Annotated in this window: 15 protein-coding genes; 10 read left to right on the forward strand and 5 right to left on the reverse strand. The window is 45.9% G+C overall.

The genetic code is table 11. The features are described 5' to 3' along the window. Window positions 1-159: 159 nt before the first annotated feature. The 6 genes from EXU85_RS00670 to EXU85_RS00695 all read left to right on the forward strand — a co-directional run bounded on the left by EXU85_RS00670 (window position 160) and on the right by EXU85_RS00695 (window position 4,954). A complete protein-coding gene (locus EXU85_RS00670; protein WP_142770235.1) occupies window positions 160-501 on the forward strand; it encodes a hypothetical protein in 342 nt (113 codons plus the stop codon). A 512-nt stretch (window positions 502-1,013) separates the two neighbouring features. Beyond that, complete coding sequence (locus tag EXU85_RS00675) at window positions 1,014-1,700, forward strand: hypothetical protein (RefSeq protein ID WP_246859384.1); 687 nt, start codon at window positions 1,014-1,016, stop codon at window positions 1,698-1,700. Then, window positions 1,697-2,965 (forward strand): glycerophosphodiester phosphodiesterase family protein, encoded by a 1,269-nt coding sequence (locus EXU85_RS00680; RefSeq protein WP_142770236.1) that lies wholly within the window; start codon window positions 1,697-1,699, stop codon window positions 2,963-2,965. The genes EXU85_RS00675 and EXU85_RS00680 overlap by 4 nt, the downstream gene beginning before the upstream one ends. A gap of 4 nt (window positions 2,966-2,969) precedes the next feature. Further along, window positions 2,970-3,635 carry a hypothetical protein gene (locus tag EXU85_RS00685; RefSeq protein WP_142770237.1) on the forward strand — a complete coding sequence of 222 codons (666 nt, stop codon included), beginning with the start codon at window positions 2,970-2,972 and terminating at the stop codon, window positions 3,633-3,635. Window positions 3,636-3,648: 13 nt separating this feature from the next. After that, window positions 3,649-4,521, forward strand: coding sequence for a metallophosphoesterase (locus EXU85_RS00690; RefSeq protein ID WP_142770238.1), 873 nt, complete (start codon window positions 3,649-3,651; stop codon window positions 4,519-4,521). A 67-nt stretch (window positions 4,522-4,588) separates the two neighbouring features. Next, window positions 4,589-4,954: a hypothetical protein gene (locus tag EXU85_RS00695; RefSeq protein ID WP_142770239.1), complete on the forward strand. Its 366-nt coding sequence runs from the start codon at window positions 4,589-4,591 to the stop codon at window positions 4,952-4,954. Here EXU85_RS00695 and EXU85_RS00700 read toward each other — a convergent pair whose 3' ends face one another. Further along, window positions 4,955-5,779: a hypothetical protein gene (locus EXU85_RS00700; protein WP_246859386.1), complete on the reverse strand. Its 825-nt coding sequence runs from the start codon at window positions 5,777-5,779 to the stop codon at window positions 4,955-4,957. Between the two features lie 4 nt (window positions 5,780-5,783). Further along, window positions 5,784-6,740: a hypothetical protein gene (locus tag EXU85_RS00705; protein ID WP_142770240.1), complete on the reverse strand. Its 957-nt coding sequence runs from the start codon at window positions 6,738-6,740 to the stop codon at window positions 5,784-5,786. An 87-nt stretch (window positions 6,741-6,827) separates the two neighbouring features. Here EXU85_RS00705 and EXU85_RS00710 point away from each other — a divergent pair, with 87 nt between their 5' ends. Next, entirely contained in the window at window positions 6,828-8,459 is a 1,632-nt protein-coding gene (locus tag EXU85_RS00710) for an amidohydrolase family protein (RefSeq protein ID WP_142770241.1), read from the forward strand. 52 nt (window positions 8,460-8,511) lie between these two features. Here the strand turns inward: EXU85_RS00710 and EXU85_RS00715 are convergent, their stop codons facing one another. After that, entirely contained in the window at window positions 8,512-9,798 is a 1,287-nt protein-coding gene (locus tag EXU85_RS00715; RefSeq protein ID WP_142770242.1) for a sensor histidine kinase KdpD, read from the reverse strand. 7 nt (window positions 9,799-9,805) lie between these two features. Further along, on the reverse strand, window positions 9,806-10,543 hold the full coding sequence (locus EXU85_RS00720; protein ID WP_142770243.1) for a LytTR family DNA-binding domain-containing protein: 738 nt from the start codon (window positions 10,541-10,543) through the stop codon (window positions 9,806-9,808). Window positions 10,544-11,819: 1,276 nt separating this feature from the next. On the opposite strand from EXU85_RS00720, the gene EXU85_RS00725 reads away from it, so the two are divergent. Together EXU85_RS00725 and EXU85_RS00730 are read left to right on the forward strand one after the other, a co-directional pair. Further along, a complete protein-coding gene (locus EXU85_RS00725) occupies window positions 11,820-12,290 on the forward strand; it encodes an SdrD B-like domain-containing protein (RefSeq protein ID WP_168207718.1) in 471 nt (156 codons plus the stop codon). A 39-nt stretch (window positions 12,291-12,329) separates the two neighbouring features. Next, window positions 12,330-12,740, forward strand: a complete 411-nt coding sequence (locus tag EXU85_RS00730) for a hypothetical protein (protein WP_142770245.1) — start codon at window positions 12,330-12,332, stop codon at window positions 12,738-12,740. Window positions 12,741-12,859: 119 nt separating this feature from the next. Here EXU85_RS00730 and EXU85_RS00735 read toward each other — a convergent pair whose 3' ends face one another. Then, complete coding sequence (locus EXU85_RS00735) at window positions 12,860-13,771, reverse strand: LysR substrate-binding domain-containing protein (protein ID WP_142770246.1); 912 nt, start codon at window positions 13,769-13,771, stop codon at window positions 12,860-12,862. 127 nt (window positions 13,772-13,898) lie between these two features. Between EXU85_RS00735 and EXU85_RS00740 the strand changes: the two genes are divergently transcribed. After that, window positions 13,899-14,444: a DUF3237 domain-containing protein gene (locus EXU85_RS00740; RefSeq protein ID WP_142770247.1), complete on the forward strand. Its 546-nt coding sequence runs from the start codon at window positions 13,899-13,901 to the stop codon at window positions 14,442-14,444. Window positions 14,445-14,447 lie beyond the last annotated feature (3 nt).

Genomic DNA, 14,447 nt, shown 5'->3' on the forward strand with positions numbered 1-14,447 from the left:
TGTGTTTCCGGTGTTTGATCTGGTTAAGGGGTTAGAAGAAAGAATACTACAACAAAGGAGGGTGAGCCAGAAGAGCATATACGTCTGGTAGATTTTACAAACTACCTTCTGAATTGGCAGGATTTTGGAGATTCGTATTTTTTACGAAACTCAGCAAGTATGGCCAACCAAATCAACGTAGACTTACTCAAGGAATATATTAAGACCCTGATTGCCTCTGAGGTAGTATTTCCAGGTACACTACCTCGCCAGTGGGGCAAAGAATTTAGTAAGGATGAGTTGGAAGATATTAATCTTGGCCTAAAAATGATACTCAGGATGGCTGATCCCAGTGTTGATAAAGAACTTCTTCGGGAGTTTAAGCGGGTGGATGCATCGGGTACGTATATCCACTGGTTTCTGTGCAATAACTGGCGAAAGATCGTTCAGTTAATGGCCGAATATCCTTATTTATCTACCCGCGCTAATTTGAAGAGAACCCCAAATTTGCCCAGAAGATAGATGATAGCGTAGCTCCATTATTATTGAGAAATAGCCGGGAATAACGATGCTTATCAACAATAAATCGTTTTTCGAATCCAGGGTTATTTATAAACAATTGTGGGTTAATCAGGTGATGCCTTACCAAAAAAACGCTGACTTCATTGAGGTCAGCGTTTCCGATTCTATCCACACCATCCATACACAAATAGGTGCATGGATATAGTTTGTTAAAAAGAGAAGGCCTTCAGTAACTTACCCTATTATCTGTAAAAAAATAGTATTCCTTCGGTGGTTCACAGAGTTAACAACAACTTCATGGTCTGTCAGCGCCAATACCTCCATACGATAACAATTCTGGCGTGGGTATGCCTGGCTGGTTAAACTACCTGAATACGTATATAGGGACTGGTAAGTCGTAACATAATTCCTATTAATGCGGTTAACTAGGTCTGATTCTTATAGCAACTAGTTTGGTGGTCATTTTACGAAATATAATTATCAAAATTTGCCAATGGGTAGGCGTAATAGTTTTGGTAACCTCGTTTTCAGTAGCACAGTCGGCAGAACCCTGGCCGTTGCAACCCGGAATTTATTTCCCACAGGCACCTCTTCCCGGAAAGTGGCGCAAATCTGTTGGCGTGGTATTTACGACCACACCGCCTGAACTAACCGAAGAGGTTCGGGTGAGTGTGCCTGCTATTGATTTCAATATTCAGCGAGGATTAACGAAGCATTTGTTTTTGACCAGCCGGTTTCAAACCCAGTTTGTGCAGAGCAACCTGGGCCTGGGCCTTCGGTGGGCTACTCCGTTAACGAATCGATTATTCCTGTCAGCTGGGTATGAAATTACAGGATGGCTGGGTGCCTTGCAGGTCAAGGATGTGTTTGCCAGCCAGGCCTATGGAGTTGAAACGTTTCCCAGTGTATCAGTAGGTTATAAGCTTACAAAGGATCTTCGGCTAACGGTTAGGTCAGAGGCTATCATCGACCTGTATTACCGCTCACAGGTAGGTTCGTTGGCCGTTGTATATAATCGCCGGGAAATTAATGGGGTGGCCTTCACTTTTATGCTGGAGCAACCCTTTTATTACAAGCGCCATGTTTCGGTAGGAATACGGGCCGCTTACTCCAATTTCAACTGGCAGCTTTGGTCACTCTACGACACCTTTGACCGAAACCTGTTTTACCCACAACTTATTTTTGGCTTTATCCTGTGAAACTGTCTTTTTATATAGTACTAGGCTCATTAGTTATACTCTTTGACGGCTGTCGAAAGACCTATGAAGCAATCGTTCCCTATGACTTTACAAACCAACCGGGTTCAGGACAATTTGTGCCGGCTATTCGGAAGTCAATGGAAGGTGTTTATACCATTTCAAACGGAGCCAGCCAATTTGGCGAGCTGGCGGCTTTAAAATGGACCTACCTGCTTAATGGAGCCGATACCACTCACTATCTATCCATTTTCACCGGCACTGATGCTACTTATTTTAATCTGGAAAGTGCGCCCGATGCCGACAGTCTGGTGTTGAACGGCTATTGGCGTAAGCTGGTGAATGAGGAAATTGGTGAAGTTCGCCTGATTCTGAGGGAGAAGCATAACGGAAAGCTGCAACTCTTCAAGGGTAGTTTAGCCCAAGGCGACACGCTGGTTGTAGATGGATTATACGGTGATAAATCCGCAGAGCCTAATCATCAGATTACCCTAACCTATAACCGACCCTTAAACCCCAGGCCATTTTCTATCATGGCCCACCGGAGCGGTGGACGAACATCGGACCTGTTGCCTGCTTCAGAAAATTCTATAGAAATTATTAAGCTGGCTTCCCGGCTGGGCGCAACAGGGATTGAAATTGACGTGCGCTATACCAAAGATGGTGTTCCCATTTTATACCACGACAATACCCTGAATCTGCGGCTCATTCAGAAAAGCGGCCTGACTGGCCCTGTTGAAGACTATACCTATCAGCAACTGAGTACCCTGGTTCGGCTGGTTAATGGGGAGAAAATTCCGACTCTTGAAGAAGCGCTGGAAACGGTTGTCAACAACACATCCCTGAATTTTGTCTGGCTCGATACCAAATACATTGGGCCAATGGATAAAGTACAGGCTCTTCAGCAGAAATACCGGCAAAAAGCGATTCTGGCCGGTCGTAACTTACGAATCGTGATTGGCTTGCCCAGCACAGAGGCTGTAGATTCTTATCAGGCACTGGCCGATAAGGCAAACACGCCCATTTTGTGCGAGCTGGATACGGCTATTACAAAAGGATTAGGTGCTCGTATCTGGGCACCTCGCTGGACACTTGGCCCTCAAACGGAGGAAGTGCTGGCCATGCAGGCGGCTGGCCTGACGGTTTTCGTCTGGACACTCGATGAGCCTGAATTTATTCGGGAGTTTATTAGTCAGAATCATTTCGATGGTATTCTGTCTAACTATTCGCCAGTGGTTGCGTATTATCATTATATCGAACAACAGTAAGCGCATGACTATCCGTTTACAAACAATACTAGGGCTGGTTTTTCTGTTTAGTATGAACCTGACCGTACAGGCACAATCGAGAACTCGCCGAATGCGCCAGTTGCCCGTTTTAACGGATACAACACGCGGGCCTTATACGATTGTCGTATCGGCCGGTGGCGGGTTATCTTATTACTCAACACATCTGGGAGTTCCGGCTGCGTTGGAGCAGACCCATGTTAGTCGGTTTGGAGTTCCGGGATCACTGCGTGTGATGTGGTATCCCGATCATCGGCTACGAGTGGGGCTGGAAACGGGCTGGACAACGATGTATAGTTACCGGGGGCAAGTGGCAGGCGACAATGCCCATGTATATGTGTCGGCTGTTCCAATTCTGCTGGTATTCTCGATGCCGTTGGCCTGGTTAAGGGGAACGGATAAAAGCCTGGTCCGTCGGCTTGCCATAACCGCCGGAACGGGTATGTATGTGAATCACTCGCGGCTCGATTATGCCGGAACCGTGTTCAGCAATACAAATAGTCTGGGCTGGATGGCTGCCGCTTCGTATACGTACCCCATTGGACGCAAGTTTCGGGTGGCGGGTGAGTTAAAGTGGTTCGATGCCGTGGCGGCTGAAAACGCTGCGTTTACCGCAGAGCTTCAGCTGGTATGGCGGGCATTTTCCTGGTAACTGGAAGCACGTTATGGAACAAGATACAAACAAACGCGAAATTCTGTTTTTAAGCGATACACAGGCTCCCATGTGGGTAGAACGCCTGGTGCTGCGAACGCATCAGAATACAAAAGCAACCCAGGCAATTTTCAACGAAATCCTGCGAATTCGTCCGGCTGTGCTGTATTGGCTGGGCGATATTGTTTCTCTGGGGTATCGCAACAATAAGTGGCGGATCATTGACCGGTTCCTATTACAATGCACAGAGGTCCGAACGGCCGTGTATGCTATCATGGGAAATCATGATGTGATGGGCCGCCCCCGAAAGGGCGCTAAGAATTTCCAGCAGCGATTTCCTGAACACATTCATACGGGCTATGTAAAAACTACCGATGAGATTGCCGTGGTGATGCTGAATTCCAATTTCAGTACGCTCTCCATTGCTGATCTGGTAACGCAACAAACCTGGTATGAGCAAACGTTAAAGGATCTGGATAACGACCCATCGGTAAAAGTCGTTATTGTGACTTGCCACCACGCGCCCTATTCGAACAGTAAATTAGTGGGTTCGTCTAAACTGGTGCAACAACGATTTGTGCCACCGTATGTCAAATCGCAGAAAGCACGCTTGTTTATTACGGGCCACTCGCATGCCTTTGAGCGGTATGAATTTGAGGGAAAAACATTTCTGGTTATCGGCGGTGGCGGTGGATTGCGTCAGCCCCTCAATACCTCGCCAAGTCGTTTGCCCGATTTAGCTTTAACCTACAAACCAATGTTTCACTACCTCGCTGTTCGGCGAGAAGGTGATGGTTTAGTGTTGAAGTCATACTGTCTCAAAAATGATTTTTCAGGTTTTTCTGAGGGGTATCAATTCGAAATTCCATCCGAAGTATCCGCCTGAGCGGCTCAGCAAAGGTATCAGGGCTTTATACTTACAACTGATTCGCCATTGCTAGGGTCTGGTAGGTATGAAACGAACATTAGCTGGCTTGCTTCTTTTTAGTACATTGTTTAGCTGCCACAAGGAGTCCAGTGTATTTGGTAGCATTGCCAACTGTCAGGTAGCAAACCCGCTCCTTGATTTACCCTGGCTGAAACGTATTATAAATGAACAGTCTGTTCCTTATCTACAAATTGAGCAGGGACAGTACCAGCAGAAAACGGTTTATATTGTTAGTACCTGCGGTTTATGTTTTGCGGGAGGGATTGCTACTGTTTACCAGTGTGATGGTGCTGAAATCTGTCATACTGGCACCTATATACTGGAACCAAATCCATCATGCAGACAGCTCAACGAGGCAATCACCGATAGAAAAGTATTGTTAAGCCGATAGTCACTCTTCATTCAGCATACCAGCGCCTAAGGTCGAAAACAGCGTTTGCCAATACTGCGTTACGGCAGGGTTGTTTTCTTTAATGGATGCATTGGGTTCGAAGGGCAGAATCATCGTAATATCGGGGCTGCCAATGGTGTATCGCTTGAGCTGCTCGGCATCGGCTTTGGCCCATTCGTCGGCCTGAGCGTTGTCTTTTGGGGCTTTTACCTGAAAATCGCGTCGTCCCGGTCCTTTCACACTCTCGATCATATCGCTCAGGTAATAGACCTTGACCGTTGCACCGGTTTCATTCGCTTTCGCAATAACGGGCAAGCTGGCCCAGATGTCCGTTTCCTGATTCGACTTCCCCGTATTTTGAGCAACTAATTGCTGGAGCACCCGCTGCCGTATCTGCGCTTTTTCACGCGTCAGCATCAAATTGAATTCAGTTTCGGCGGCTTCCCGATCTGTTGGGCTAGCCGCTGATACGTCCTCCATTTCAGAACGAACAGTCAAATTCAGCGCACGAGCTTTGGACGTATTTTCATGGATGAAGTACACGTCAAGTTTATCGCCTTTCTGGCGAATGTTTTCGTCAATAATGGCGGTTAGTGCCTGTTGGTATTTCTGAGCGACAAACGCTTTATTGACATTGACACTACGAGTCTTATCCAGAAAAATCAAAGTGTAAACGGGCCCATCGGTAAGGGTTTTCGTTTTGTCGCTACCATCGGAACAGGAAAAGAAAAGGCTAGTACACAGAGAGAAAAAGAGGATGAGCGTGGCACGAAGATTTCGTTGAGTAGCTCTTGTATATCTCTGTGGCATAACAAATTGTTGCATAAGCTTAGTTGATTAATTCCTTGCGTAACGTGCTGTCGGCGGGGGCTTTATGATTCCAGTAATCCGTTTGACTCGTCTTCTTAAGAACTGCCCGCGAGGTCAGAAGGTTATCTTTGGTGTCGTAGGTTTCTTCCCAGCCAACAATTTTATGCGGGAACAGCTTCTCGAAAATAATTACCAGTGTCCGGTCGTCAGTTGGGTATTCAATAGTGTACGATTTAAGAAACGTACCCGGATACAGAACGCCTTCGTAGTTGGCCAGGGTGGCTTTGGCGGGTAGTGGTTCGAGCGATTTGTGCCGTAAGTGCACGGCCATTGTGCCGGGAATCAACTGGATTTCGCCCGTAGGCAATTTGTCCGGATTCAGCCGAATACGGTTCCAGAGTTCATCTTCGAATAGCGCTTTGGCAATGGTATAATTTTCGTCAACCGCTTTTTCCTGATAAGACTTGCCACTTACCTGATACCCATTGTTGCGGTAGTTCACCTGCAGATAGCTGTGACCATCCCACTCCTGATCAGATAGGCTGACTTTCAGTGTATTCGGGAAAAGGGGCGGGCCATCAGTACGGGCGTTAACTGGTGTAAAAACAGAGGTAAGAAGGGAATACTCATAAAGCCCGGTTGAAAATTTTTTTGAATAGGATGTCTTCAGAACGGGTATGGTGTTGTCACCTTTTTCAGCTCTCACCTGCTTGTCGGGCCGGAAATCTTCGGTCATGAAGATCAGCATGGCCTCTCCGGCATTCAGGGCACCGTTTTTAGCCTGCTTAAGTTGGTAGGTATTCAACTCGGCTTTTCCCGAAAACCAGTAGCTGGTGAATTCGGCTGGCAGTGTATCTGCTGGTTTTGGTTTTGTATCGGGTTGTTTCTGAAAAATAGTTGCTTTCTTAACGAAGGCAACTACCACGGCTAGTATCAGAACAATCAGCAGGAAATTTTTGGTAATAATCTGTTTCATAAGATGCCAGCTTCGATCCGGCCACATTGCAAAAGTCAGGCAGATTCGTTTATCTTACAACTGTTTACCAAAACGATTTGCCCAATCATGATACAACCTCTCGCTCGACTCTTCTTTATTCTTCACTTTTCACTCATCACACTTCACGCCCTTATTGCTCAGGTCGAAAAATCACCGCCACGGCATGAAGGCGATGGCCCGTTTGGGAAACTCATCATTCGGGGTGTTACGCTGGTCAACAGTACAGGTGCCCCGCCGGTTGGACCCGTCGACATTGTGGTCGAGAAAAATAGGATTACTCAGATCCGTCAGGTGGGCTATCCTGGGGTTCCAATCGATCCGCGAAGCCGGCCACAGGCTTCGCCTGGCGATAAAGAACTAAACTGTGAAGGCATGTACCTGATGCCGGGTTTTGTGGACATGCATGGTCATATTGGCGGACAGGCGCAGGGAGCGAATGCCGAATATGTGTTTAAACTCTGGCTAGGGCATGGTATCACTACCATCCGTGATCCATCCTGCGGAAACGGTCTCGACTGGGTACTTGAGCATCGGGCTAAAAGCGAACGGAATGAAATTACGGCCCCTCGCATCAAAGCGTACACCGTGTTTGGGCAGGGGTCAAAAGAACCCATCAGTACGCCCGAACAAGCCCGTGCCTGGGTACAACAGAATGCCAAACGTGGTGCCGACGGCATTAAATTCTTTGGTGCTGAGCCGAACATATTTCGGGCAGCCCTGGAAGAGAACAAGAAACTTGGTCTTCGGTCGGCTTGTCACCACGCCCAACTGGAGGTAGCCCGTATGAACGCCCTTGCCACCGCCAAAGCCGGGCTGACTTCACTCGAACACTGGTATGGCCTCCCCGAAGCTCTTTTTGAGGACAAAACCGTACAGAATTACCCGGTTACCTACAATTACAGCAATGAACAGAACCGATTTGAGGAAGCGGGAAATCTTTGGCAGCAAGCGGCTAAACCGGGTTCTGATCGCTGGAATAAAGTGATGGATGAACTCATTGCGCTGGATTTTACCCTCGATCCAACGTTTAATATATACGAAGCCAACCGGGAATTGATGCTGGCCCGGCGCGCCGAGTGGCACGAAGATTACACCATGCCGAGCTTGTGGCGGTTTTATGGGCCAAGTCGTATTTCGCATGGGTCGTATTGGCAGTCGTGGGGTACGGAGCAGGAGGTGGCCTGGAAAAAGAATTACCAACTCTGGATGGCGTTTATTAACGAGTATAAAAACCGGGGTGGACGCGTTACGGCAGGGTCAGACTCCGGCTTCATCTATCAACTTTACGGATTTGCCTACATCCGCGAACTCGAACTCCTGCGCGAAGCTGGTTTCCATCCGCTCGAAGTAATTCGGGCTGCCACTTTAAAAGGTGCCGAAGCACTTGGAATGGCCGATCAGATTGGTTCGGTTGAGGTTGGCAAACTGGCCGATTTTGTGATTGTCGATCAGAATCCACTGGCGAATCTGAAAGTTCTTTATGGAACGGGAGCCATTCACCTGAACGAAAAAAACGAAGTTGAGCGCGTGGGTGGCGTAACCTATACCGTAAAAGATGGCATTGTGTATGACGCCAAAAAACTTCTGGCCGACGTTCGTAAACTGGTAGCAGACGCCAAGCTGAAAGAAAATTTCGAGATTACTCAACCGGGCGTTCCGGCTAAGGCAGGGAAAGTGGGTGGAGGGAAAAATGACTAAAATTGAGTTGTGCCATACGCTATATCCCCAAGATATAGCGTATGGCACAACGCTAAAACTCAACTGTTACAGTGGTTCCCTGGCCGGGGATACTGTCAATGAGCAGTTGGCCTTTGTTTAGCCGTACAAACTCCCGGCTAATTTCCAGACCCAGGCCAGTACCTTTCTCACCCGCGGTACCATAGCTTGTAGCACCAATGCTGGTTGTCTGCTCCAATTGTTCGGCAGCAGTCATGCCTATACCTGAGTCCTGAATAATAAACTGAGACCGGCCGTTTTGCTGACGCGTACTAAGTTGGATGTGCCCACCTTTAGGCGTAAACTTAATGGCATTGTGGAGCAGATTACGCGCTATAATCGTTACCTGATGCTCGTCGGCGGCAACGGGGGCCGTTTCATAATGTGTTGTTACCGTTAACTGCTTGCCGGGAAGTTCGGCACTGTAGAGTTGAAGGATGGATTCGCCTATTTCCGACAAATCGAAGTGCGTCGGATGAACGCGTATGCCTCCCCGCTGGAGTAATGCCCAGTTTAGCAGATTATCCAGCGTAACGAACACCCCATCGACCGTTTGCTGCAATTGAGCGCTTGCCTTCTCATACTGCTGGGCAGTTGCATATCCCTTCTGTACATTCATGAGCTGAATTTTGAGACTCACAATGGGGCTGCGAAGATCATGGCCTATTATGGCAAAGAGTTTGTCCTTTACGTGGTTGAGTTCGCCAAGCTCATGGTTTTTCTGTTGTAACTGTTTGTATTGTTGTTGTACAACCTCCTGAATAGTACCGGCTATTTTCTTAACGGTGTAGGTAACATAAGTAAGTACAATAAAGACGCCTATACCAGAGTTGAATTGTCCAATTTCAAAAGGAAGATTTAACTGCCTAAATACGAGTAGTCTGGCTGTTGCATAACTAATTGCCATTAAAATTGAGACAATCACCGATATTTTACCTTCCAATAAAAGTATTGAAAAGAGAGCAATCATGATAAAATACATCTCAATGTGTACATCTACGTGGGCCAGCAGTCTGGTATAAAGACCCCAGACTGCTGCGACGTACATCGTACTGATCCAATACCATGAAGCAAGCTTTAATTTATATCGATAGGTTAACCATAGAGTTGGGAATACATATAAAGAAATGGTTACCAGATTGTTAAGTGCTCGGTCATAGTTTTTGAAAACAAGGTTGATGGCTATCAGAAGTGCCAACAGCGGTATACCAAACCAACCAATATTAACTAACGTTACAAATCTGACCTGATCAAACGTAGGAAGTTCATCAAGGCGCTCTTTCGGATAAAGTCTTGCCCAAAGACGAGTTGCCCAGTTCATAGCACGGTTAATTATTGGTAACTACGACACCTGCTTGTTGCATAAACTGGAGTACAGCCGGGCGGTATGTGGTGCCAATTGGGAACTTTTTCGTTGACACTTGCACATGGTTGGCTTCCAAATTGCTAAGATGCTGGACATTAATAATGAAGGACTTATGTATTCTAACAAAGCGGTCGCTGGGTAATTCGTTTTCCAGCGTTTTTAAACGCTGATTCAATACTACGGGACCATTCTGCGTATATACTTTTATGTATGTACCGTAGGCTTCAGCGTATAAGATATCATCGAGTACAAATCGATTCAATTTCCGGCCCGATTTAAAGAACATGTGCTTTTTTTCTTCGACGACTGGAGCTGGCTCTACCACCTTCGTAACAACGGGTTGGGGCTGGAGAGCTAATGCCCGACGAATACCCCGTAAAAAACGGAGGTAATCAAATGGTTTAACCAGAAAATCGGCAACTGAATCCAGGTCGTAACAGGATATGGCTGGCTCAACGTGAGCACTTATCATAATAACAGGAGGTAGATTGATCAGACCCTGAAGGAGTTCGACTCCGGTCATACCCGGCAGATTATAATCTAAAAGCAGGAGATCGACGCTGGTATTATTCAGTAGTGAAAAGGCCTCCATGGCCGTGGAACAAACTAACGGTGGCTCAAAAAGAGTTGTCTGAGCCAGATACGCCCTAAGTTGATCAACAAAGGCGGAATCATCCTCAACAATAAGACACGAATACATGAGAAGTTACGGTTTATAACAAGTTACTTGGTAAAGACCATAAATATCAGGCCAAAATGACTGAATAAGTTATGGTTAATGGCATAAAAAAGATTTTTACTGTCAGTAACCGCTAATATGCATAGAATAAGGGCTTATTGATATACTAACAAGTGTATTGTTATATCAATATTTTATTGAATAATATACATAGGAAAGATTTAGTGCCAAACTTAAAAGGTGCAAACGTAGCAGGTATTCTCAACCCAGATAGCCATGCTAGCCGTAGTGAGTGAGCGGGTAGTACGAAGGGTTAATAGGTAAGAAAGTGTGAATGAGTTCTGTTGATAGGTAACATATAATTTGCATTAAATATAGGATCAGTCTTTGTCATAAAGTATAAGTAAAATAGTGGTCAGATTGGGCGCTATAAATATCGGGCCAAAAATCAATGTCGCTCTGAATACCAATGACCTAAACCTTCAGATTTTATCATCTAAAAGCGGTGAATTGGCCCTTATAACGCTGTTTTGGCGTTGAAAAGAAGTGAATAGACGCGTGTATGTTTTCTGGAAACCATCCTACACATCTCAGTATCGTTCACAAGGGAAAATGCCATATACGTATACTAAAAACAGCTGTATACCTATAATTTCTTCTAAAATGGCCTAAAGTAAATCTTACTAGGACGCATTGGCATCAGTTTGGCTAACCATATAGTAACTGATATCTTATAATGAATACCTATTTCTAGAAAAAGAATCGGTTTTAGTATAATGATCAATATTTGTCACTAAGAGCTGTATAAATGAGTATATATTTGCGCGACTACATACACTCATGGTGGGTATATCGTTGATTGACACCACAGATTACAGGTTTCTGAGTATGTAATACGATTCGCCGTTCGGTGCCTGGTCACAAGGTTTTTAGTGCAACACCCACCGGTTACTTGTCAATGATCTTGAAAGAGTTTTACGCTATTGAAAACTTATATAAGCAACCGGTTAATATCATGCGTATTGGTATGCGATGCCCCTTACTTGTTCTGGTACTGATTTTTGCCGGGGAATTGGCGCAGGCACAACTGTATCTTGTTAATGGTAGATGAAGCATCCGGTATTGATTGGTACCCTGCTTACGGAAACACCAGCGGGCTTGGGTAAGTACCAACTGTCATTTACCCATGAAGATAATGTAGGCTATACGGTAAAGGTGAGTAGGCGACACCATTACTGTTAAGCTACTGATTACACCTACCGATATAACCCAATGCTCGTTCACAGTTATACAAACGGTGCTCATCAGTTCGGTGGAGTGTACCCCATTGCTTGGTAGTATTGGCGATTTCGTCTGGAATGACCAGAACAAAGACGGGCAACAGGATTCGAATGAACCCGGCGTTGATGGCGTAATCGTACGGCTATTACAGGAAACAACTCCCGGTAACTACACCGTCGTTTCGACAACCGTGACCTCAGGTGATGGCGCTTACCTGTTCCCGAGCTTGCCAGAAGGAACCTATGTAGTTGAATTTGACAAAACAACGCTGCCCGCCAACTTTACCTTAACCACTGTTAACGCATTAGGCGTAACTAGTTCATTGGATAGCGATGCTGACCCCCTTACCGGACGCTCTGGTTTGATTGCGTTAGTGCCTACGAATCCTGCCCTGCGCGATAGGTTAACAATCGACGCTGGGATTGTTAATTCAGATTGTCCACCTACTGTGAAGTGCATACCTATTGCGATCAAACGAATTCGATAAACAAGCCGTAACTCCGTTTTCTTAACCTAAAAATGTATTATGTCTCCTACCGTATTTCTTGAATCACTGAATTCCTTTTTTAATCTGTCTAACGCAATACTCCATCAAACCCATCTTGATAGAAAAAACACGAGTGTTTTGGGCGATATGGTGGGATTGAGCCACAATAGTGTACGGAATCGATACCGTAATCCTAAGCTTTGGCGCATTAGCGAAATCAAAGTCCTGGCAGATCATTACCATCTGCCCACCCGCAGTTGCACGCATATGCATAATACACTGCCGGATTTGGTTGGGTATCTACAGCAATTGCCTTCTCAGGAACGTCGTAAATTTGAGCGGTTGAGCCAGGTCAAAACGATTAATATGGCAAAGCGCTTAAATGATGACTGGTCACTTCTGGATCTCGAAAAAATACAGAGCGGATTTAAACAGTGGGTTACTAAATAGCTGTTTATCAGAAAGCTAACTAAAGTAAGTTCTGTAGATTCTCGTGAATGCCGTTGATTCTTTATTGGTTGATTATCAGCATGGTTCATGAGAATCTATAGAAACTAGTTTGGGAAACGCTAGGATTGCGTCTTGAATGCATTGGCTAAGGCCTGCAAGGTTGGACTAAGATTGGATAGCTTGTAGCAGATAGCGGCATTGATGACAACCTCCGTGAGGGGTGATCCATCCGCATTGACCAGGTCTTTACAAACGACACCCGGAATAGCGGAGGTATCAAAAAAGGTAGGTACTACGGCAATCCCAATCCCTAAACTGACCAGCCCACTGAGTAATTCGATTGACGAAACCTCCTGAACGATAGCGCCTTCCCGGCTGAATCCGGCTTTTTTACACATTCGCTCAATATCATCGTAAACGGTGTGAATGGCTCGGTTAATATCTACCCATTTTTCATCCCTGAGTTGATCAACAGTGAGTATATCCTTATGGGCGAGCGGATGGTTCCTGGCTAACATCACTTTAAGATAACCCGGTTTTAACGCAATGCCATCCAACTGATTGTAGTGGAAAGGCAGCAACGTTACCCCCAGATCAAGTTGCCCATCCATCAGAGCATCCTGCACCGCCAAGTGAGTTGGGAACTCAATGATTTTTAGATCTATATCCGGAAAACGTTGCGAGCAAACGGTCAGAATGTCCAGAATTCGGCTCCTGATCATCATTCGGTAGGTACCCAATTTTATTTCTTTCTGAGTCAGCCCAATTTTCCGGGTAGCCTCAATGGCCTTTTCTGAGGCCTGTAAAATCTTTCTGGCCTCCTGTAAGAAAAACGATCCAGCTTTAGTGAGCTCAACTTTACGAAGCAACCTGCGTTTCTCCCGTAAAAATAGTTCTACGCCCACTTCCGCTTCCAATAGCTGGATTTGTTGACTAAGAGCGGGTTGTGAAACGGAAAGCTTGTGAGCTGCCCGGCCAAAGTGCAATTCTTCCGCAACAGCCACATAATAGCGTAATCGCCTTAGCTCCATCGGTACGTTTAGTCCAATAAGTTTTTCTTATTACAAGATTACAAAAAACGATTAGACTTTAGCTTTATTTTTTTAGATTATTGTAAGCTATTGGTGGTTGTAAACGACTACCTCCTTTTGACTTCACATGATAAGTCATCTACTTAAATCGGGATGCATATTTATTCTGCTGATTACAATCAGTAGGTATACGGCAGCGCAAAAGTCGGATAGCCCACCCGCGCCGGGATTGTCGTTTGTTGGTCAATTGAACGTGAAAGTAGGTGCACCTTATGTGGTAGGCGAAACCCCGCATGGTCTACGCCGGATTATTCCGATCCTTGGCGGCACCGTTGATGGCCCCAATCTAAAAGGCGAAATCCTGAGCGGTGGAGCCGACTGGCAAATTGTTCGGAAAGATGGGGTAGCCGAACTGGAAGCCCACTATCAGTTTAAAACCGACGATGGCGTTATTATCTATGTCAAAAACGTGGGCTTGCGTGTTGCCACGCCCGAAGTAGCCGCCCGTATAGGCCGGGGTGAACAGGTAAGTCCAACAGAATACTATTTCCGGGCCGTTCCCAGGTTTGAAGCACCACCTGGAAAGTACGACTGGATGAACAACGCGATTTTTATCTGTACGGCCTTTCGGAACCCGGAAACCGTAGTTATTCAAGTTTGGAAGGTCCTTTAATCG

Origin of the sequence: Spirosoma sp. KCTC 42546 (assembly GCF_006965485.1) — a bacterium.
Classification (GTDB): Bacteria; Bacteroidota; Bacteroidia; order Cytophagales; family Spirosomataceae; genus Spirosoma.

Coding starts and splice junctions, on each gene's coding strand:
- EXU85_RS00670 (WP_142770235.1), top strand. CDS start 160: ATGGCCAACCAAATCAACGTAGACTTACTCAAGGAATATATTAAGACC.
- EXU85_RS00685 (WP_142770237.1), top strand. CDS start 2,970: ATGACTATCCGTTTACAAACAATACTAGGGCTGGTTTTTCTGTTTAGT.
- EXU85_RS00690 (WP_142770238.1), top strand. CDS start 3,649: ATGGAACAAGATACAAACAAACGCGAAATTCTGTTTTTAAGCGATACA.
- EXU85_RS00695 (WP_142770239.1), top strand. CDS start 4,589: ATGAAACGAACATTAGCTGGCTTGCTTCTTTTTAGTACATTGTTTAGC.
- EXU85_RS00700 (WP_246859386.1), bottom strand. CDS start 5,779: ATGCAACAATTTGTTATGCCACAGAGATATACAAGAGCTACTCAACGA.
- EXU85_RS00705 (WP_142770240.1), bottom strand. CDS start 6,740: ATGAAACAGATTATTACCAAAAATTTCCTGCTGATTGTTCTGATACTA.
- EXU85_RS00710 (WP_142770241.1), top strand. CDS start 6,828: ATGATACAACCTCTCGCTCGACTCTTCTTTATTCTTCACTTTTCACTC.
- EXU85_RS00715 (WP_142770242.1), bottom strand. CDS start 9,798: ATGAACTGGGCAACTCGTCTTTGGGCAAGACTTTATCCGAAAGAGCGC.
- EXU85_RS00720 (WP_142770243.1), bottom strand. CDS start 10,543: ATGTATTCGTGTCTTATTGTTGAGGATGATTCCGCCTTTGTTGATCAA.
- EXU85_RS00730 (WP_142770245.1), top strand. CDS start 12,330: ATGTCTCCTACCGTATTTCTTGAATCACTGAATTCCTTTTTTAATCTG.
- EXU85_RS00735 (WP_142770246.1), bottom strand. CDS start 13,771: ATGGAGCTAAGGCGATTACGCTATTATGTGGCTGTTGCGGAAGAATTG.
- EXU85_RS00740 (WP_142770247.1), top strand. CDS start 13,899: ATGATAAGTCATCTACTTAAATCGGGATGCATATTTATTCTGCTGATT.